This is a genomic window from Rhodococcus sp. IEGM 1366 (assembly GCF_033142425.1).
In the GTDB taxonomy this organism is placed as follows: Bacteria; Actinomycetota; Actinomycetes; order Mycobacteriales; family Mycobacteriaceae; genus Rhodococcus_F; species Rhodococcus_F globerula.
The window spans coordinates 1-22470 of sequence record NZ_JAWLRZ010000025.1 but is presented as its reverse complement, the minus strand read 5'-3'; the positions used below and the strand labels follow the sequence as shown (position 1 = coordinate 22470).

Below are 22470 nucleotides of genomic sequence, written 5' to 3'. Positions count from 1 at the left end.
GTGGTGGCGTCGGCGTTTGTGGGTGTGTTGGGTGTTGATCGGGTGGGGTTGGATGATGATTTCTTCGAGTTGGGTGGCAACTCCCTCATCGCGACTCGGGTTGTCATGCGCATCGCCGAAGAACTCGAGACGGCCGTACCGGTTCGCCTTCTGTTCGAAGCGTCCACCGTTCAGGAACTCGCCGCACGTCTCGAATCGCACGTCGGCGAAGGAAGCCGCCTTGCGCTGACAGCTCAGGATCGTCCGGAAGAGATTCCGCTTTCTCTTGCGCAGCAACGTATGTGGTTCCTCAACCGGTTCGACGGCTCCGCCGGTGCCTACAACATGCCGTTTGCTCTGCGACTGAGCGGCGAACTCGATCTGGGGGCGATGCGTGCGGCTATCGGCGACGTCGTTGCCCGTCACGAAACCCTGCGCACTGTGTATCCGGAAACCGATTCGGGACCGGTCCAGGTCATCGAACCGGTAGGACATACGCCGGTGCAATTGGACGTCGAAAGCGTCACGGAAGCCGAGATTGTCGGCAAGCTGGTCGAATTGGCGTCGACGAGGTTCGACGTGACGGCCGAAATCCCGCTGCGGATTCGGTTGTTCCAGGTAGCCGAGAACGAGTACGTTCTCGCCGTCGTGGTGCACCACATCGCCGCGGACGGCTCCTCGACTACTCCGTTCGCCCGCGACCTCGTCATGGCCTACGCGGCACGGGCGCAGGGAACGGCGCCGGGTTGGGCTCCGCTGGACGTGCAGTACGCCGATTACAGCCTGTGGCAGCGCGAGGTGCTGGGCAGCGAGGACGACCCGGAATCCGTGTCGTCCGAACAGATCGCCTACTGGAGCCAGGCTTTGGCCGGGCTGCCGGATCAGCTGGACCTGCCGACGGACCGTCTGCGTCCCGCCGCGCAGTCGTACCGCGGTGGCTACCTTCAGTTCGAGATCGACGCAGCAGTGCATCAGGGTCTGTCGGCGCTGGCCCGTGAGCACGGCACCACCCTGTTCATGGTCACGCACGCGGCGTTTGCGGTCCTGCTGGCGCGCCTGTCCGGAACCGACGACATCGCCGTGGGCACCCCGATCGCGGGCCGCGGCGAGCGTGCGCTCGACGATCTGATCGGCATGTTCGTCAATACCCTGGTGTTCCGGACACACGTCGACGGCGCAGACAGCTTCACGGAACTGCTTGCCCGCGTGCGAGAGAACGATCTGCAGGCATTCGCGCATGCCGACGTTCCGTTCGAGCGTCTGGTCGAGGTTCTCAACCCCGCCCGTTCGACTGCTCGCCACCCGCTCTACCAGGTGGGCTTCCTCTTCCAGAACATGGAACAGGCAAGCCTGGAACTGCCTGGCCTCACGGTCAAGGGCCTGGAGATCGACAACGGTGTCGCTCAGTTCGATCTGCAGTTGATCGTCGGTGACAACTACGACGAGCGTGGTGTTGCCTCGGGCATCTCGGCTGTATTCAGCTACGCCCATGACCTTTTCGACGAGTCGACAGTCCAGTCCTTTGCTGATCGGTTCAACACCGTTCTGGCTGCGGTTGTTGCTGATCCCTCGATCGTGGTCGGCGACATCGACGTGCTTGACCCGCATGAGTCGAATCAGGTTCTGCAGGAATGGAATGCAACGGAGCATGTACTCGACTCCGAGGCGACCCTGGTCGATCTGTTCGATCAGCAGGTTGCCGCGCACGGTGATTCCGTTGCGTTGGTGCACGGACTCGAATCGCTGACGTACGCGGAGTTCGACAACAAGGTCAACCGGCTCGCCCGTCACCTGATCGAACTGGGTGTCGGTCCGGAATCGTTGGTGGCGTTGGGAATGCGACGCTCCATCGATCTGGTGATCGGCATGTACGCCGTTGCCAAGGCCGGCGGCGGTTACGTTCCGATCGATCCGGATCATCCGGCCGATCGCACCGGTTATGTCCTCGAGATGGCCGCTCCGGTGTGCGTGCTCAGTACCGAGGACGACGCACCGTCGCTCACGGGGATCGACAACGTTCTGGTCATCGACACGCTCGATCTCTCGGGCGTCTCCGGAGCGCCTGTACGCGGCGACGAGCGGATCGCACCGCTTCGTTCGGCGAATACCGCGTACGTGATCTTCACGTCGGGATCGACCGGCAAGCCGAAGGGTGTGGCGCTGTCCCACGCCGCGATCGTGAATCAACTTCTGTGGAAGCGTGATCGCTACGGTCTCGACCAGACCGACGCAATGTTGCTCAAGACCGCAGCAACGTTCGACCTCTCGGTCTGGGAGTTCTGGTCCGCGTTGACATCCGGGTCTCGCCTGGTCATCGCCGACCCGGACGGCCATAAGGACGCCGAGTACATGCTGGCGCTCATCGCCCAGGAGAAGGTGACGACGCTGCACGCGGTGCCGTCCATGCTCTCGATGCTGACGGCCGCGGCAGACGGCACTCTTCCGCAGTCGCTCGAGCGTGTCCTTGCCATCGGTGAGGCTTTGCCCGCGGCAACGGCGGCAGAGTTCCGCAAGGTGTCCGATGCGGCACTGGTCAATCTGTACGGTCCGACCGAGGCTGCGGTGTCAGTGACGGCGCACGATGTGGACGAGAGCGACACCTCGTCGGTCTCGATCGGTGCCCCGGAATGGAATACGCAGGTCTACGTGCTCGACGAGCGACTGCATCCGGTCCCGGTCGGAGTCACCGGTGAGCTGTACCTGGCCGGGACCCAGTTGGCTCGCGGTTATCACGGCCGCGCCGACCTGACGTCGGAACGCTTTGTCGCCAACACCTTTGGAGAACCGGGCTCACGTCTGTACCGCACCGGCGACCTCGTTGTCTGGCGCAGTGGCGGTGAACTCGAGTACGTCGATCGTGCCGACTTCCAGGTCAAGATCCGTGGCTACCGCATCGAACTCGGTGAGATCGAGGCTGTCATCAGAGCTGCTGAGTCCGTGGACGCCGCGGTTGTCGTCGCGAAAACTGATCCGCGACTGGGGGATCGACTGGTCGGGTACCTCGTTCCGCAGGCCGGGGCCACCGTCGACGTCGACAGTGTGAAGGCGGAACTCGTCCGCGAGTTGCCGAGTTACATGGTGCCGTCGGCGTTGATGGTGCTGAGCGAATTGCCGCTCAACATCAACGGCAAGATCGATCGAAAGGCGCTGCCGGAACCCGAATTCGAGGCAACGGAGTTCCGTGCCCCGAGCAATCCGGTCGAAGAGATCGTGGCGTCGGTGTTTGCCGAAGTCCTGGGCGTTCCACGAGTCGGGTTGGACGACGACTTCTTCGATCTCGGTGGAAACTCGCTGATCGCCACACAGGTCGTAGCCAGGTTGGGTCAGGCACTTGACGCCCAGATTCCGGTGCGGATCATCTTCGAAGCGTCGACCGTCGGACTGCTGGCGTCGCGGGTGCTCGAACATGCCGGTTCCGGTTCGCGGGCACAGTTGGTGGCGCAGGAACGACCGTCGCAGATTCCGTTGTCTCTCGCTCAGCAGCGGATGTGGGTTCTCAACCAGATCGATCGCAGGTCCGCCGCGTACAACATCCCGGTCGCGATCCGGATGTCCGGCGATCTCGACGTCGCAGCATTGCAGTCGGCTGTCTCCGACCTTGTTGCTCGCCACGAGATCCTGCGGACGTTCTATCCCGATCTCGGGGACGGCCCGACGCAGTCGATTCAGTCCAAGTCGGCAGCCGTTGTCGACATGGCCGTGCTGTATGTCGGCGAAGACACGATTGGGGCCGAGGTCGCGAAGGTCGTCGGTCAGGGCTTCGACGTCACTGCCGGTGTTCCGCTGCGCGTTCGCCTGTTCCAGATCACGCCCACCGAGCATGTCCTGATCGTGGTGGTCCACCACATCAGCGGCGACGCATTCTCGATGGCTCCGATGATCAGGGACACGATGATCGCGTACACGGCGCGTACCGGGGGAGCGGCACCCGAATGGGCTCCGCTCGAAGTCCAGTACGCGGACTACACGTTGTGGCAGCGCGACGTTCTGGGTTCCGAGGACGATCCGGACAGTGAACTGTCGACGCAGCTTGCCTACTGGACGCAGGAACTCGCCGGCGTTCCCGAACTTCTGGAACTGCCGACGGACCGTCCTCGTCCGCCGACGCAGTCGATGAAGGGCGCGGACTTCCTGTTCACGCTCGGCGCGGACTCCACGCGTCGAATTGCGGAAATCGCGCGCGAGCAGAACTCGACAGTGTTCATGGTCGTGCACGCCGCGTTCTCGGTGCTGCTGTCCAAGCTCAGTGGCTCGAACGACATCGCGATCGGTACACCGGTGGCGGGCCGCGGCGAGCGAGTCCTCGACGACCTGGTCGGTATGTTCGTCAACACGCTGGTGTTGCGCACGCAGGTGAAACCGGCAACCACGTTTGTCGACCTGCTGCAGCAGGTGAAGGAGAAGGACCTCGCGGCGTTCGGAAACGCAGACGTGCCCTTCGAGCGTTTGGTCGAGCAGGTCGGCCGTGAGCGCTCACAGGCATACTCACCGCTGTTCCAGGTGATGCTCACGTTCCAGAACATGGCACTTGGCACGTTTGCGCTGCCAGGGCTCGAACTGTCGGCGGTGGATGACGGATTCGACTCGGCGATGTTCGACCTGCAGCTCACCGGTATCGAGGAGTTCGACGAGCGCGGAGCGCTGTCCGATATCCGGATGCGGTTCACCTACGCAACCGATCTGTACGACGCCGCAACCATGGAACTGTTCGCGGCCAGGTTGCGGGCCGTGGTCGACGCCGTTGCCGCAGATCCGACGGTGGTTCTGCGGACTATCGACATCGTGACGGACTTCGAACGCGCGCTGATCGAGGCCGCCGAGCCGAAGACTGCCGCGGACCTTCCGGACCTCGCAGCAGCGGCCGCCGCAGCAGATCCGACGGCGGTTGCCTTCACACACGGCGACACCGTGGTGACCTTCACACAGCTGGCCGAGAAGTTGGCGCTGATGAGAGCGACGATGGGTGCCGCGCTGGGTGCGGATGCCTTGATCTCCGTGTCTCTGACCGGCCTGGTTCCGGGAATTCTCCCGGCGCTCGGTGCTGACGGAATTGCCTCGTTGGTGAGCTCTTTGATTGCGGATGCGCAGGCGAGCGCGGAAAAGGGTGACCGTATCGACGGGTAATATGCAGTATTTGCCCAGTGGGCGGCATCGGGACGGCACACACTGTGCCTTACCGGTGCCGCCGTGTGTTGTCAGTTCGTGCTGTTGTCGGCTCGTGCGCAGTCAGTTGGAGGAAGCCTAGATGTCCGTCGGAATACCTGGACCGCAGTCGCTGACGATCGAGGATCTCCCGAGACTGATCGCAGCGGTTGCCGAGGTGGAACCGGGCCGGCGCGCACTTGCCCACGGCGATACGGATATCAGCTACGAACGTCTACACAGCGAGCTCACAACCCTCGACGCAGCGATGGGCGGCGCGTTGGGGGCCGACGCGCTCGTCCCCGTTGTCATCTCCACCGTGTTACCTGAACTGATCGCATCCCAGGACGGCGGACTCGGTGGCGTCGTGGACGCCTTGATTGCCGATGCCACGTCTGTGGTTGCCGTCGACGAGCCGACCGTTGTCGAGACAACCCTGGTGAGTCTGTTCGACGAGCAGGTGTCGCGAACCCCCGATGCGATTGCCCTCCGGTTCGGTGACACGTCGCTGACGTATGCCGAATTCGACGGCCGTGCCAATCAGCTCGCCCGCGAACTGGTCCGACGTGGGGTCGGGCCGGACACACTGGTCGGTCTCGGCATCCGGCGGTCCGTGGAACTGCTGGTGGCGATGTACGCGATCGTGAAGGCGGGCGGCGCGTATGTGCCACTCGATCCCGATCACCCAGCCGAACGCGTGGCCTACGTCCTCGATGTCGCGGCGCCGGTCCTGGTGCTGACGGTGTCCACTGACGAGCTGACCCTCCCGGATGGTGTTTCCGTCCTCGAGATGGACACGACCGATGTGTCGGTGCATTCCGCCGAGCCGCTCGCCGATACCGACCGGCGCTCACCGCTGCGCGCGGACAATCTCGCATACGTCATCTTCACCTCCGGCTCCACCGGGCGTCCCAAGGGCGTCGGGGTTGCCCACGGTGCCATCGTCGCCAACCTCGTGTGGCGCCAGGACGAGTACGCCTTCACCGCCGCGGATGTCGTCTTTCAGAAGACGCCCTTCACGTTCGACGTGTCGGTGTGGGAGTTCTTCTGGCCGTTGCAGATCGGTGCATCACTTGTCATCGCGGAGCCGGACGGACATCGTGATCCCGCGTATGTCGCCCGCACCATGATCGAGTACGGCGTCACGGTCGTTCACTTCGTGCCGTCGATGCTGGCCGTTTTTGTCGCCGAACCCACGGTTTCCGAGATCACCACTCTCCGTTACGTTTTTGCATCCGGTGAAGCGCTTCCGGCGCAGACGGCGGCGCGTCTGCGCGACGTCAGTTCGGCTGCGCTGCACAATCTTTACGGTCCGACCGAAGCTGCCGTCGACGTCACCTATTACGCCACCGGCGAGCAGGACGAGGTGGCCGTTCCGATCGGACGCGCGGTAGCCGGCACCGAACTACTGGTGCTCGACGACGCCCTGCGGGCGGTTCCTCCCGGAGTCCCCGGCGAGTTGTACCTTGCCGGTGTCCAATTGGCGCGCGGCTATGTCGCCCGTCCTGATCTCTCGGCCGATCGGTTTGTTGCGCATCCCACCGAGGCCGGTGCTCGTATGTACCGGACCGGCGACCTCGTTCGCTGGCGCGGGCTTGGTGCTCAGCGACTCCTCGAGTACATCGGCCGCACCGACTTCCAGGTGAAACTGCGCGGGCTGCGCATCGAACTCGGCGAGATCGAATCCGCACTTCTCGACAACGCTGCAATCGCGCAGGCGGCTGTTCTCGTCCATTCCGACGCGACTCTGGGTGACAACCTCGTGGCGTACGTGGTTCCCGCGCTAGGTGTTTTACTCGACACCGACGCTCTTGCAGATGAATTGGGCGGGCGCCTGCCCGACTACATGGTCCCGTCGCTGTTTGTCGAACTCGACGCATTTCCACTCAACGCCAGCGGCAAGCTGGACCGCAAGGCTCTGCCGGCGCCCGAGTTCACAGCGCAGGTTGTCGAATACCGCGCACCGAGCACCCCGGTCGAGAAGACGTTGGTGGCAATCTTCGCCGACTTGCTCGGACGCGACGATCTCGGCATCGACGACGGATTCTTCGACCTCGGCGGTAACTCGCTCCTCGCAACCCGGGTCGTGGCACGCGCCAACGCCGAACTCGGCGTGGAACTCGACATGCGAGCTTTCTTCGATGCTCCGACCGTATCCGAATTAGCCTCTCTGGTAGTCGATTCTGCCGGTGGCGGTACCAGAGCTCCGCTGGTTGCTCAGGAGCGTCCGGCACAGATACCGCTGTCGCTGGCACAGCAGCGCATGTGGTTCCTCAATCGGTTCGATTCCACGTCAGCCGTCGATCACATTCCAGTGGCACTCCGGCTGACCGGCGCCCTCGACGTCGAGGCACTACGCGCCGCGATCACCGATCTGGTCGAGCGCCATGAGAGCCTGCGCACCGTCTACCCCGAAATCGACGGTGTCGGATACCAGCAGGTTCTCGCCGCGTCGGACGTCGTGCTGGACGTGACACCGGTTGTGGTCACGGAATCCGACCTGATCGGCCGTGTCACTGCCGTTGTCACCGAGGGCTTCGACGTCACGACGCAGGTTCCCTTGCGGGCCAGCCTGTTCCAGGTTGCAGACTCGGAATACGTCCTCGTCTTTGTGGTTCACCACATCAGCGGCGACGGTTTCTCGATGGGGCCGTTGGTCCGCGACGTTGTGAGTGCCTACGCAGCTCGATCGCAGGGTTCAGCGCCGGATTTTGCTCCTTTGGGGGTCCAGTACGCGGACTTCACGCTGTGGCAGCGGTCCGTTCTCGGTGACGAGAGCGACCCGGAATCGTTGATTTCGCGGCAGATCGACTACTGGACGCATCAGTTGGCAGGGATGCCGGAACTGCTCGAACTTCCGACAGATCGCCCGCGCCCTGCTGTGGCAACCAACCGTGGTGCGTCGCACCAGTTCTCGATCGAGAAGAACTTGCTCGTCCGGCTCGAATCGTTGGCGCAGCAACACAAGGCTTCGGTCTTCATGGTGCTGCACAGTGCCATTGCCGTCCTGCTTGCCCGGTTGTCTGCCACATCGGATATCGCGATCGGTACGCCGGTCGCAGGTCGTGGCGATCGCGCTCTCGACGATGTGATCGGAATGTTCGTCAACACGCTGGTCCTGCGCACCGAGATCGACTCCGCGAGTTCGTTCGCGGACGTGCTGAAAGCCGCTCGCGCGACCGATCTTGATGCCTTCGGCCATACGGACGTTCCGTTCGAGCGCCTTGTCGAGGTCCTCGATCCCGCCCGCTCCCAGGCGCACAACCCGCTCTTCCAGGTCATGCTGGCATTTCAGAACCTCGGCCAGAGTGAACAGGGCGCTGCCGACATCGACGGGTTGACGGTTACGGGCGTCGAACTCGCATCCGCAGTTGCCAAGTTCGACCTCCAGTTCACCGTGTGGGAAGACCCCGAGCACGGCGGACTGTCGATCATGATCGATTACGCCACAGATCTTTTCGATCCGTCGACCATCGATTCTGTTGCCTCTCGGTTGGCGACGCTCCTCGCCGTCGTCGCGGAAGATCCGGCCATCGTGGTCGGTGACATCGACCTGCTCACCGTCGACGAGCGCGAATTGGTGATCGGCACCTGGAATGCGACCGGCCATGAGGTGCCGCAGAAGACACTGGTCGACATGTTTGTCGAACAAGCGCATCGGACTCCGGACGCCACGGCACTCGTCTACGAGGACGAGCTGCTGACCTATCGCGATTTCTCGGCGCGTGTGCATCGACTCGCCCGGATGCTGGTGACGATGGGCGTCGGACCTGACACCTTGGTGGGCTTGGCAATCAGGCGGTCCATCGACTTGGTTGTCGCGATGTACGCGGTGATCGAAGCAGGCGGGGCCTATCTGCCGGTCGATCCCGATCAGCCCGCCGATCGCAACGAGTACGTTCTGGGGACGGCCGGACCGGTGTGCGTGCTGACCACCGATCGTGACGGTTTCACAGCGAGCACCACGGTTGTCTCGTTGGATTCGCTGGATACTTCCCAGTTCTCGGACGCAGCGCTTGTCGATACCGATCGGCTGGCGCCGCTGCGGCCGGACAACACGGCGTACGTGATCTTTACGTCCGGTTCGACCGGTAAGCCGAAGGGTGTTGCGGTTTCGCATCGGGCGATCGTGAATCGTCTGGTGTGGATGCAGGCCGAGTACGGGCTGACCGGCGATGATGTGGTGTTGCAGAAGACCCCGTTCACGTTCGACGTGTCGGTGTGGGAGTTCTTCTGGCCGTTGCAGGTTGGTGCCCGACTAGCTGTTGCCGAACCGGACGGACACCGCGACCCCGCCTACCTCGCGTCCGCCATTTCCGACTACGGCGTCACCACCGCGCACTTTGTTCCGTCGATGCTCGACGTGTTTGTCGGAGAACCCTCGGTGGCGGCGTGTACTTCTTTGACCCGGGTATTCGCCTCCGGTGAGGCGTTGACACCACAGGTGGCGTCAACGCTGCGGACAGTTCTTCCCGCTGCGCGCTTGCATAACCTGTACGGTCCGACCGAGGCCGCGGTCGACGTGACGTACCACGAGGTCACCGAATCCGACGTCGCAAGTGTGCCGATCGGTGTGCCGGTGTGGAACACCCGGGCGCTGGTGCTCGACTCGCGGTTGCATCCGGTGCCGGTCGGAGTTGCGGGGGAGTTGTACCTCGCCGGTGTCCAGCTTGCACGCGGCTACCTGGCGCGGCCCGATCTGAGCGCCGATCGGTTTGTCGCGGATCCGTTCTCCGGTAACGGGCAGCGGCTTTATCGCACGGGTGACCTGGTGCGGTGGAACAGTTTTGGTGAGATTGAGTACATCGGTCGAACGGATTTCCAGGTCAAGCTGCGCGGACTGCGCATCGAACTCGGTGAAATCGAATCGGCTCTACGCGATCACCCCGCGGTATCCGCGGCGGTAGTACTGGTTCGCAGCGACCAGTTGGTGGCGTATCTGACGCCGGCAGCGGGCGTCAGCCTCGACTGGGACGATATCGCCGATGCGTTGTCGCAGCGGTTGCCCGCATACATGATTCCGGCCTCTCATGTGGTGCTCGACAGCTTCCCACTTGGCTCCTCGGGCAAGCTCGATCGTGCGCAGTTGCCGGATCCAGTGGCTCGTAGTGCCGAGTTCCAGGCGCCGGTCACGGGTGCCGAAATTGCTGTGGCTCAGGTCTTCTCGGACCTTCTGGCAGTCGAGAAGGTGGGATTGGGCGACAATTTCTTTGCCCTGGGGGGTAACTCCCTCATGGCAACTCAGGTTGTTGCGCGGCTGGGACAGAGGCTCGACACCACCGTCGGTGTGCGGACCCTGTTCGACGCACCGACCGTCGGGGCACTTGCTGCCCGTATCGATTCGGGAACCACCACGGCAGCGCGGCCTCCGCTCACCGCGCAGGTCCGGCCGGAGCGTGTGCCGCTCTCGCTCGCGCAGCAACGCATGTGGTTCCTGAACCGCTTCGAACCGGGATCGAATGTCGACAACATCCCAGCCGCACTTCGGCTGACCGGCACGCTCGATGTCGACGCGCTCCAGGACGCTCTCGACGATCTGGTGCGTCGTCACGAGAGCTTGCGAACTATTTACCCCGAGATCGACGGCGTCGGTTACCAGCAGGTTCTCGAACCCGCTCGTCTGATCAATCTTGCGCCGATCGACGTGGATGCCGATGATGTGGTGGCTCAGGTCGCCGCTGTGGTGGCGCCCGGGTTCGACGTGACCACCGAAGTTCCCATTCGCGTTTCCCTCTTGCGGATCACCGATTCCGAGTTCGTTCTCGTATTTGTCGTCCATCACATCAGTGGTGACGGATTCTCGATGCTTCCGTTGGTTCGGGACGTCGTCGCGGCATACGGTGCGCGATCGGCCGGAGCGGCGCCGCAGTGGGAACCACTGCCGGTGCAGTTTGCCGATTTTGCTTTGTGGCAACGCGAAGTCCTGGGCAGCGAGAGCGATCCGGACTCGGTGATTTCCGGGCAGTTCGACTATTGGCGAACACAATTGGCCGGTGTTCCGGATCAACTCGAGCTGCCGACGGATCGTCCGCGGCCCCGAATTGCAACCAATCAGGGTGCCTACCACGACTTCTCCGTTGATGCGGATTTGCTCGAGCGCTTGAACGCGGTCGCCCAGGCATCGAACGCCTCGCTGTTCATGGTTGTGCATTCTGCGCTTGCGCTGCTGCTCGCAAAGCTGTCGAGTTCCACCGACATCGTGATCGGCACTCCCGTTGCCGGACGCGGTGAGCAAGTGCTCGACAACGTCATCGGAATGTTCGTCAACACGTTGGTACTGCGAACCGATATCGATCCGGCGTCGACGGTCGCCGACCTGATCCACCGCGCCCGTGAAACCGATCTCGGCGCATTCGATCACGCGGACGTCCCGTTCGAGAGCCTTGTCGAGATCATCAACCCCGAACGGTCGCAGGCCCGGAACCCGCTGTTCCAGGTCATGCTGACAATGCAGAACCTCGGTGGCTCTAGTCCGGAGTCGGCAGCGATGAACGGTGTTGTGGTGTCCGCCGTGGACATCGAATCGCCCGTCGCGAAGTTCGATCTCCAGTTGACGGTGAGCGAGGCGCCGCAGGGCGGTCTTCTTGCGCAGTTCAACTATGCAACAGACCTTTTCGACGCAGCAACCGTGGAACTGTTTGCGCAGCGTTACGTCACGATTCTGCGCGCCCTGGCGGATGATACTTCTGCTGTCATCGGCGACATCGACGTATCGAGTGCCGACGAGCGTCGGCGAGTGCTCGTCGAATGGAACTCGACCGAGCGTCGTGTTCCCGACTCCACCCTGGTAGATCTCTTCGACGCCCAGGTGTCGGCAACACCGGATGCGCCGGCAATCACGTTCGACGCTACGACGCTGACATACGCGGAATTCGACGCCCGGATCAATCGTCTTGCACGCCATTTGATCTCGATCGGTGTCGGTCCCGATGCCATGGTGGGATTGTCGATGCGACGATCGCTCGACCTGCTGGTCGCGATGTACGCGATAGTGAAGGCAGGCGGCGCGTACGTTCCGATCGATCCGGATCAGCCGACCGAACGCAATGAGTACGTTCTTTCGACCGCTGTCCCGGTCTGTGTCCTCACCACCACGCTGGATCGATTCGAGACGTCGGTCTGCCCGGTTGTTCAGGTGGACACGCTCGACCTGTCCACTCACTCGGACGCTGCGATCTCCGATGCGGATCGTCTATCTCCGTTGCGCAGTGACAACACGGCGTACGTGATCTTTACTTCCGGCTCGACCGGTAAGCCGAAGGGTGTTGCGGTTTCGCATCGGGCGATCGTGAATCGTCTGGTGTGGATGCAGGCCGAGTACGGGCTGACCGGCGATGACGTGGTGTTGCAGAAGACGCCTTTCACGTTCGACGTGTCGGTGTGGGAGTTCTTCTGGCCGTTGCAGGTTGGCGCTCGGTTGGTCGTTGCTGTAGTGGACGGACACCGGGAACCGGCATACCTCGCAGCTGCTATCGCGGAACACGGCGTCACCACTGTCCACTTCGTGCCCTCGATGCTCGAACTGTTTGTCGCAGAACCCGCAGTTCGCGGAGCGGATGCTCTGCGTCGGGTATTTGCCTCGGGCGAAGCACTGCCACCGCAGGTTGCGCAGGAACTGTGCACACTCCTTCCACAGGCTCGACTGCACAATCTGTACGGGCCTACCGAAGCGGCAGTCGACGTCACATTCCACGAGGTCACGCCATCGGATTCCGAGATCGTCCCGATCGGATCGCCGGTCTGGAACACCCGTGTCCTGGTGTTGGATTCGCGTCTGCGCCCGGTGCCGGTGGGTGTCTCGGGTGAGCTGTACCTGGCGGGAATCCAGTTGGCGCGCGGCTACGTCGGTCGGCCGGACCTCACGGCAGATCGTTTTGTCGCAGATCCGTACGGACCTTCCGGCAGTCGGCTGTATCGCACGGGTGACCTGGTGCGGTGGAAACGGTCGAGCGGAGCGAGGGGGGATGATTCCAGCGTTGGTGAGGTCGAATACATCGGGCGGACCGACTTCCAGGTCAAACTCCGCGGATTGAGGATCGAACTGGGCGAGATCGAGGCAGCATTGCGCGATCAGCCGTCCGTTGCGTCGGCTGCGGTGGCAGTGCGCAACGAACAATTGGTTGCCTACGTTGTGGGACACGCCGGCGCGGTAGTGGACTGGGCATCGGTCGAGACAGCACTGGCCGCACGACTGCCCGGCTACATGGTCCCGACGGCGCACGTTGTGCTCGAGGCATTCCCGCTGGGCACGTCCGGCAAGCTGGATCGCAAGCAGTTGCCCGATCCTGTTGCTCAGATCGCTGCCTTCCGTGAGCCACGGAGCGTGGCGGAGCTTGCGGTCGCGCGGATTTTCTCCGACCTGCTCGGCATCGAGCAGGTTGGCCTCGACGATGATTTCTTCTCGCTCGGCGGCAACTCGCTCATCGCGACTCAGGTCGTTGCGCGACTCGGCGAGGCGCTCGACACGACGGTTCCTGTTCGCCTGCTGTTCGACGCGTCCAGTGTGGAATCCTTTGCCTCGCTTATCGACTCGCAATCCGGTAAGGGCGCCCGCCCGCCGCTGGTGGCGCAGGAACGACCGGATCGTGTTCCGCTGTCGATTGCGCAGCAACGCATGTGGTTCCTCAACCGGTTCGACGCGTCCTCGGGTGTGGACAACATCCCGGTGGCCATCAGGCTGACCGGAGAGCTGGACATTGCGGCGATGCAGGCTGCGCTGGTGGACGTGTTCGAACGTCATGAGATTTTGCGAACGGTGTATCCCGAGATCGACGGCGTCGGCTATCAGCAGTTGGTGGATGTGGACCGGATGGTTCCGGATCTGACGCCGGTTCGTATTCACGAATCCGTTGTCATCGATCGGGTTGCAGGCGTGATCCTTCCCGGATTCGACGTCACCCACGAGGCGTCGGTTCGAGCGCAATTATTCGATTTGAGCCAGTCCGAGTACGTCCTCGTTTTTGTGATCCATCACATCAGCGGTGACGGCTTCTCGATGGGCCCGCTGATCCGCGACTTCGTCTCAGCGTATGTTGCACGGTCGCAAGGGCAGTCGCCGCAGTGGCAACCATTGCCGGTGCAGTACGCCGACTTTGCGTTGTGGCAGCGGCAGATCCTCGGCAGCGAGGACGATCCCGAATCGGTTATCTCCGAGCAGGTCACGTACTGGCAGGAACGCTTGGCCGGCATTCCGGACCAGCTGGATCTGCCGACGGATCGTCCGCGGCCGCGCATCGAATCGCACCGCGGAGCGGGATACGATTTCTCGATCGATGCCGAGCTCCGTGCGGGTCTCGATCGAGTGGCCCGTGAGGTCAATGCATCGCTCTTCATGGTGGTGCACAGCGCCCTGGCGGTCGTGCTCGCGAGGTTGTCCGGGACATCGGACATCGTGATCGGTACCCCGGCCGCCGGCCGTGGTGAACGTGCTCTCGACGATCTGATCGGTATGTTCGTCAATACCCTGGTGCTTCGCGCCGAGGTCGACCCCGAATCGTCGTTCGCGGACTTGGTCAGACATGTGCGGGAATCGGATCTCGGCGCGTTCTCGCACGCGGACGTCCCCTTCGAACGGCTCGTCGAGATTCTCAACCCCGAGCGATCTCAGGCCAGGCATGCGTTGTTCCAGGTCGGTCTGGCGTTCCAGAACCTGCAGCGATCGGTTCTGCAGTTGCAGGATCTGGACGTTGCCGACTTCGCGTTGCCGGACCTGCTGGCAAAGGTCGATCTGCAACTGACCTTGATCGAGTCCGAGTCGTCTGGCAACGGAGGACTGACCGCCCAGTTCACATACGCGACCGACCTGTTCGACGAGTCGACAATCGCATCCCTCGCGAACCGATTCCTCCGCGTTCTTAATGCTGCAGTAGTTGACTCGGCGCAGGTGGTCGGAGATATCGATATCATCGAAACATCCGAACACGCACAGATTCTCGACTGGTCACGGGGCAGTGACGATGGCCGGCTCGACGCGTCACCGATGACGTTGTTCGCGCAGTACGTCGACACTGATCCGTCGGCGTGCGCAGTGGTGGCCGGTGATGTCGAATTGTCCTACGGGGACCTCGATGCACTGTCCTCGGTCGCGGCCGCTCAACTCGTCGTCGCCGGCGTCCGTCCGGACGACGTTGTCGGCTTGATCCTGCCGAGGTCCTGGCAGTGGGTCGTAGCGATGGTGGCCGTGTGGAAAGCCGGTGCCGGCTATCTTCCGATCGACCCTGCTCTTCCGGAAGAACGGGTGAGCGTACTGCTCGCCGATATCGCGGCACGGTGTGTGGTGGCGATCGAGACGCTCGACCTCGATCTCCCAGTCGTGCTGATCGGTGACGAGCATGTGGTCGCTGCCGACGCACCGGGTTGGGTCGATCGTTGGAGTGAGGACGGCGCGGATGCCCGAGTCGGCTACGTCATTTCGACGTCCGGTTCGACCGGGCGACCGAAGCCGACCGTCGTTCCGATGGCAGGTATAGCGAATACCGTTGCGTGGTATAACTCTTCGCTGCCAGCACGCGCCGGGGTTGCAGTGGCGTCGTCACCGAGTTTCGACCTCACGCAGAAGAACGTGTGGGGACCACTGACGAGTGGTGGAAGTGTGCACCTCGCACCCGCCGGCTTCGACCCGAGTGAGATCCTTTGTGTCATCGCAGACGAGCGAGTCACGACGGCAAACATGTCACCCAGTGCTTTCGACGCTCTGATCGATTCCGACGAAGACGACGTGCTGGCAAGCCTCGAGGTGGTGTTCCTCGGCGGAGAGCCGATACAGGTCAGCCGTCTGGGGCACCTGCTTTCGCGCGGAGTTCGAATCGTGAACAGCTACGGTCCCACCGAAGCGTCGGATGTGGTGTCGTTCCAACAGGCGACGGCAGCGGACACGCTTGGTGTTCCGATCGGCTCACCGGTGCCGAACATCGATCTCTACGTGCTGGATTCACGGTTGGGTCTCGTTCCGTCCGGAGTTGTCGGCGAGCTGTACGTCGGTGGTATCGGTGTCGGCCGTGGTTACGGCAACCGGTACGACCTGACGGCAGAACGGTTTGTTGCCAACCCCTTCGGGGCGGCCGGCGAGCGCATGTATCGAACCGGCGACCTCGTGCGCCGCAACACGGCCGGTGAGCTCGAGTACATCGGGCGCACGGACTTCCAGGTCAAGATCCGCGGTTTACGCATCGAGCTCGGTGAGATCGAATCTGCCTTGAACGCTGTGGATTCCGTCGGGACCGCCGTCGTCACAGTCCACGCTGATTCAGCGGTGGGCGACCGGTTGGTTGCCTATGTCGTTGGCGTCCCAGGCGCTGTGATCGTTCCGGAAATCCTGCGGGACGCTGTAGCGCAGCGTCTACCGGAGTACATGGTTCCGTCGGCGTTCATCGTCCTGGACTCGGTGCCGCTCAACGCGAACGGAAAGATCGACCGTCGGAGCCTGCCCGACCCGGTGTTCGACACGGCGCAGTACCGCGAACCGCTCACCGTTGTCGAGAAGGCAGTTGCAGTTGTTTTTGCCGATCTTCTCGGCGTAGACCGAGTCGGACTCGACGACGATTTCTTTGCGCTCGGCGGAAACTCGCTTATCGCGACGCGGCTCGCGGCCCGTCTCGGTCAGGCGCTCGATACCACTGTTCCGGTTCGGATGTTGTTCGACGCCACGACAGTCGAGGCACTGGCCCTTGCCATTGCGGCATCAGTCGGTTCGGGTCGACGAAAGTCACTCGAAGCCGCCGAACGCCCGGACCGGTTGCCACTGTCACTGGCGCAGCAGCGGATGTGGCTTGTCAACCAGATGGACACGGCCGCAGGGACGTACAACATTCCGATGGCGCTGCGGTTGACCGGCGACCTCGACGTCGACGCATTGCGGGCAGCTCTGCGCGATGTCACCGATCGGCACGAGTCGCTCCGGACGTTCTATCCGGCAGACGACAACGGACCAACACAACGGATTCTCGACGTCGACGAGGCGCCGCAGTGCGCCGTCGTTGCCGTTGCCGACGCATCCGAGTTGTACTCACGCGTCGCCGCTGTGATGTCGACGGGATTCGACGTCTCCACAGAAGTGCCTGTGCGGATGGAACTTCTGCACTGCGGGACCGGCGAGTACGTCTTTGCTCTTGTTGCACACCACATTGCCGCCGACGGTGAGTCGATGGCGCCGTTGGCGCGCGACATGATGATCGCGTACGAAGCCCGGACCCGAGGCAGCATTCCCGGGTGGAGTCCATTGACCGTGCAGTACGCGGACTTCGCGCTGTGGCAGCGTGACGTCGTGGGCACGGCCGACGAGGTCGGTAGTGTCGCTGCCGCTCAACTCGAGTACTGGCGGGGCAAGCTTGCTGCGCTTCCCGCGATGGCCGGACTTCCGACGGATCGCCCACGTCCGAGTGCGGTGTCACCGGCAGCGGGTGCCGTCGAGTTCACCGTCAGTGAGCAGATCCACGCCCGGTTGGTAGAGATCGCCCGCGAACGGAATGCGACTGCCTTCATGGCAGTGCACGCCGCACTGGCCGTATTGGTTGCTCGCGTCGGGGCAACCAATGACTTTGCGATCGGTACCGCAGTAGGCGGGCGAGGGGAGCGTGCGCTCGACGATCTGGTCGGAATGTTCGTGAACACGCTTGCCTTGCGGACTCAGGTAGATACTGCAGCAAGTTTCGACGATCTGGTAGTTGCCGTGCGCGACGTGGATCTGGAGGCCTTCGGGAAGTCCGACCTCCCGTTCGAAGAAGTGTCCGAAGCGCTGGGTGCCTCGGCCGACGGACTCTTCCAGATCATCTTGTCGCTGGAACCCGCTGGCGGAGCCGAGTTCTCGCTGCCGGACTTGACGATCAGCGGAGTCGATTCACCTGTGGCGACCACGAAGTTCGACATGCAACTGACGCTCAGTAGCGCCGCGGACGGATACGGACTCTCCGGCGTCTGGATCTATTCGACTGATCTGTTCGACCAGGGAACCGTCGAATCGTTCGTGGAGCGGTTTGTTCGCGTACTCGAACAGGTCACCGACAACCCATCGAGGCCGGTCGGCGACATCGAATTGCTCACCGCAGCAGAGAAAGACGAGGCTCTCGGCGCTGCAGTTCAGTCCAGCGCTCCGAGTGGATCGAGCGCGGCCCTCCTGCCCCAACTGCTGGCGTCGACAGTCGAGGCTGACCCCGAAGCTCCCGCCGTTGTGGTCGGCGACGAGGAAATCGACTATGCCGCAGTCGATTCACGTTCCTCGCAGCTTGCGCGTCTGCTCATCGACGGTGGCGTCGGTCCAGGAGACTTCGTGAGCCTCTCCGGCGTATCGGGACCAGGCGAAGTAGTGGCGTGCTGGGCAATTGTCAAGACCGGGGCAGCGATTGCAGTCGGGCAGGCCGGAGAGGTTCCGGACTCTGTCGTGACGATCACGCCGGAAACACTCGACGCTGCGGTCGCACAACCCGCGCGTGCGATCAATTACACCGACCGCATTCGCCAGCTCACCGCGGACGACGCCGCATTCCAGGTGTTCGGAGACGGAGCCTGGGAGCAGACGTACGGGGAACTCACCGCAACCCTGTCGACCTGGAGCGAGAAGTACGCGGTTGATGTCGAGTCGCGAGTGCTGCAGACCGGCTCGATCGACGCGAGCGGACGGGTGCCCGCGATTCTGCTCGCTGCATCGGCGGGTGCTGCGTGGGTGGTGGCAGGTAGTGACATCGAATCGCTCGACGACCTGCTGGCCGACGAGTGGGTGACACACGCGGTGCTGTCGGTGGATGACGCTGCAAGCATCGATCGCAGCGAACTGCCGGATCTCGAACACGTTCTCGAGGAGCACAGCCCACAGTCGTGGTGACCTCACGTACCGCGAGTGGTGGAACTCATATCCACTCGCGGTACACGGCGCTCGGCAACGCCGCGGCTGTAACAATGGCACTCGGTTGCCGATGCATTGTGGGGAGCCGCAACGGGCGAGATGACCGTGAAAACAAGTATTACGCGAAGGTGAGTTGTCTGATGGCGCAAGGGGCCGACGTACACGCAGATCGATCATCGGACGTGATCGCATGAGCGCGGACGATCTGACCCCCGCAAAGACACGCGGAAGCCGCAAACCCCGTCCCACCCGTACTCGCCGCGTTCGAGTGCCCTTGCTGCCGCAGCTACTGGCGGCTGCCGTCGATATCGACCCAGGCGCCGTCGCCATCCGCTTCGACGGTCGTTCCGTCACCTACGCCGAGCTGGATGCCGCGTCGTCGCAGCTGGCGCGTCTCCTCATTGCTCACGGAGTAGGACCGGAAGATCGGGTAGCGATCTCCATCCCACGCTCCGTCGAGTCGGTGTGCGCACTGTGGGCCGTCGCGAAGACCGGGGCCGCATTTGTACCGGTTGATCCCAACTACCCGGCCGACCGCGCCTTGCACATGCTTGTCGATTCCGGCGTCTCGATCGGCTTGACGGTAGGCGCTGTCGCCGACGGACTGCCGGCGAGTATTCAGTGGTGGGAACTCGACAACGCCGAGTTCCTGGCAAAGGCGGCCGAACTTCCTGCCGAACCGGTGTCGTACACCGAACGTGTCGGAACTTTGCGTGCGGAGCATCCCGCCTACGTGATCTACACCTCGGGTTCGACCGGTCGACCCAAGGGCGTTGTCGTCACGCATGGAGGCATTGCGAACCTGTGTGCCGAGCAGATCGAGCGCTACGGTCTCACTTCTGCATCCCGAACCCTGCACTTTGCATCGCCCAGCTTCGATGCCTCCGTTCTGGAATTGCTCCTCGCATTCGGCACCGGTTCCACGATGGTGATCGCACGCCCCGATGTGTACGGCGGCGACGAGCTCGCCGAACTGCTCACCGAAGAAAAGATTACCCACGCGTTCATGACTCCTGCTGCACTGGGATCGCTCTCTGCGGAGGGTGATTTCGACACGCTCGACGTTGTTGTCGTGGGCGGCGAAGCATGTTCGCCCGCACTGGTGACTCAGTGGGCGCCCGGACGAAAATTCTTCAACGCGTACGGCCCCACCGAAACCACCGTCGTCGCATCGATTGCCGAACTGACGGTCGACAGTCCGGTCACGATCGGCGGCCCGGTGCGCGGCGTCGGACTCTACGTTCTCGACTCCCGCCTGCAGCCGGTGGCGACCGGCACTGCCGGCGAATTGTATGTTTCCGGAAGACATCTCGCCCGTGGGTACAACCAGCTTCCCACGACAACCGCAGCAAGTTTTGTGGCAAACCCGTTCGCGGACACGAGCGAACGTCTGTACCGCACCGGCGACACCGTTCGCTGGATCAAGGCCGGCGACGACCAACGCAGTCTCGAATACCTCGGCCGCGGTGACTCTCAGGTCAAGATTCGCGGATTCCGCATCGAACTCGGTGAGATCGACGCAGTTCTCGCCTCGGTGCCCGGCGTCGAATTTGTGGCGACACTTCCTCGGAGTGGGCCGACGGGTGAACCAGCATTGGTGTCGTATGTAAAGGCCGGAAACACTCTCGACGCTGAGGCATTGACAGTCCACGCACGCGGCGCACTGCCTCGGCACATGGTCCCGGCAGCAATGGTGATGCTCGAAGCTATTCCGCTGACTCCGGTCGGCAAGCTCGACGTCGACGCATTGCCGGCGCCCACATTCGAATCACGCTCGTACCAAGCGCCGTCCACGCCTGCCGAGAAGCTTGTGGCCGACGCGATTGCCGATCTCCTCGGCCTCGAACAGGTCGGCGCTTCGGATGATTTCTTCGAATTGGGTGGGAACTCCCTGATCGCCGCCAAGCTGGCCGGTCGTCTGGGCGCAGCGTTCGATACCCGCGTTCAGGTGAAGACTCTGTTCGAAGCGTCTACCGTCGAAGCGCTCGCCGCTCGCATCGAAGCCGAGACGGAAACGATCGGGCATGTGGCCTTGGCGCCGATGGTTCGTCCTGATCGTGTGCCATTGTCTCTTGCACAACAGCGCATGTGGTTCCTGAGTCGGTTCGACGCGGAATCTGCAGTGAACAATATTCCGATCGTTTTGCGACTGTCTGGTGAACTGGACGTGAGTGCGCTTGCGCGCGCTGTTGAGGATGTTGTCGCTCGGCACGAGGTGCTGCGGACTGTGTATCCGGAGTTCGGTGGTATCGGCTATCAGGACGTTCTCGAAGTGTCCACGGCAGATATCGATCTGGATCCTCGGGATCTCGACGAGTCGGAGTTGCTTGCAGCTTTGGCGCCGCTGGTGACCGTTGGGTTCGACGTTTCCGTTGCAGTTCCACTTCGGGTTCGTCTGTTCCGTACCAGCCCAAGTGAATTCGTTCTCGCAATGGTGGTTCACCATATCTCTGCCGACGGTGTTTCGGTGGGTCCTCTGGTGCGTGATGTTGCATTGGCCTATCTTGCCCGGGCGCAGGGCGGCGCGCCGGCGTGGTCGCCGCTTGCGGTGCAATACGCAGATTTTGCGTTGTGGCAGCATGAGGTTTTGGGGGTCGATTCTGATCCGGCGTCGTTGATGTCGGAGCAATTGCGTTATTGGAGTGAGAATCTCGCGGGGTTGCCGGAGAAGATCGATCTGCCGTTCGATCGGAAGCGCCCGGCGGTTGCGTCGACGCGTGGCGCGGTGCATCGTTTCGATATCGACGGTGAGTTGCACAGGGCTCTGGAGCAATTAGCGTTGGATCGTGGTGTTTCGCTGTTCATGGTTGTGCATGCGGCGCTTGCGGTGCTGCTTGCGCGGATGGCGTCGACTGACGACGTGGTTATCGGTTCGCCGATTTCCGGTCGGGGGGAACCTGCGCTCGATGATCTGATCGGGATGTTTGTCAATACACTGGTGTTGCGCACGCCGGTGACGCCGAACATATCGTTTGCCGATCTTCTCGATCAGGTTCGTGAAAACGATTTGGGTGCATTTGCCAACGCGGACTTGCCTTTCGAGCGTTTGGTGGAGGTTCTCGATCCGGCCCGTTCGCAGGCGCATCATCCGTTGTTCCAGGTTGCGTTGTTCTTCCAGAACATGGCAGGTGACGCTCTGGAGTTGCCTGACCTGCGAGTCTCGGAGTTCGATGCGGGAATCGATATCGCAAAATTCGACCTTCAGCTGACGGCATCGCCGGTTGAAGGCGAGGCCGGCGTCGGTACCGGCATGGTGATGTCGTGGCTCTACGCCACAGATCTTTTCGACGCCGCTACTGTTGGCGGGCTAGCCGAGCGCCTGACCACCATTCTCCGTGCGATGGTCACGAATCCGGGAACTGCTGTCGGTGACGTGGAACTGTTGTCCACCAAGGAAATACAGCACATCATCGAAGACTTCAACGACACGTCTCATCCGGTTGTGGGTGGGTTGTTGTTGGATGGTTTTGATTCTGTGGTGGGGGTTTCTTCGGGTTCGCGTGCGGTGGTGT

Annotated in this window: 3 protein-coding genes; all 3 read left to right on the top strand. The window is 62.5% G+C overall.

Annotated features, from left to right (window positions below):
- Window positions 1-5103, top strand: a 5103-nt coding sequence (locus R4P64_RS33695; RefSeq protein WP_317824540.1) for a non-ribosomal peptide synthetase, incomplete at its 5' end; no start/stop codon positions are given.
- Between the two features lie 121 nt (window positions 5104-5224).
- Window positions 5225-18937, top strand: a complete 13713-nt coding sequence (locus tag R4P64_RS33690; RefSeq protein WP_317824538.1) for a non-ribosomal peptide synthetase — start codon at window positions 5225-5227, stop codon at window positions 18935-18937.
- Between the two features lie 211 nt (window positions 18938-19148).
- Window positions 19149-22470, top strand: a 3322-nt coding sequence (locus R4P64_RS33685) for an amino acid adenylation domain-containing protein (RefSeq protein WP_317824537.1), incomplete at its 3' end; no start/stop codon positions are given.

Bases quoted from the DNA above. Each gene is read 5' to 3' on its own strand.
- R4P64_RS33690 (WP_317824538.1), top strand. From the start codon at position 5,225: ATGTCCGTCGGAATACCTGGACCGCAGTCGCTGACGATCGAGGATCTC.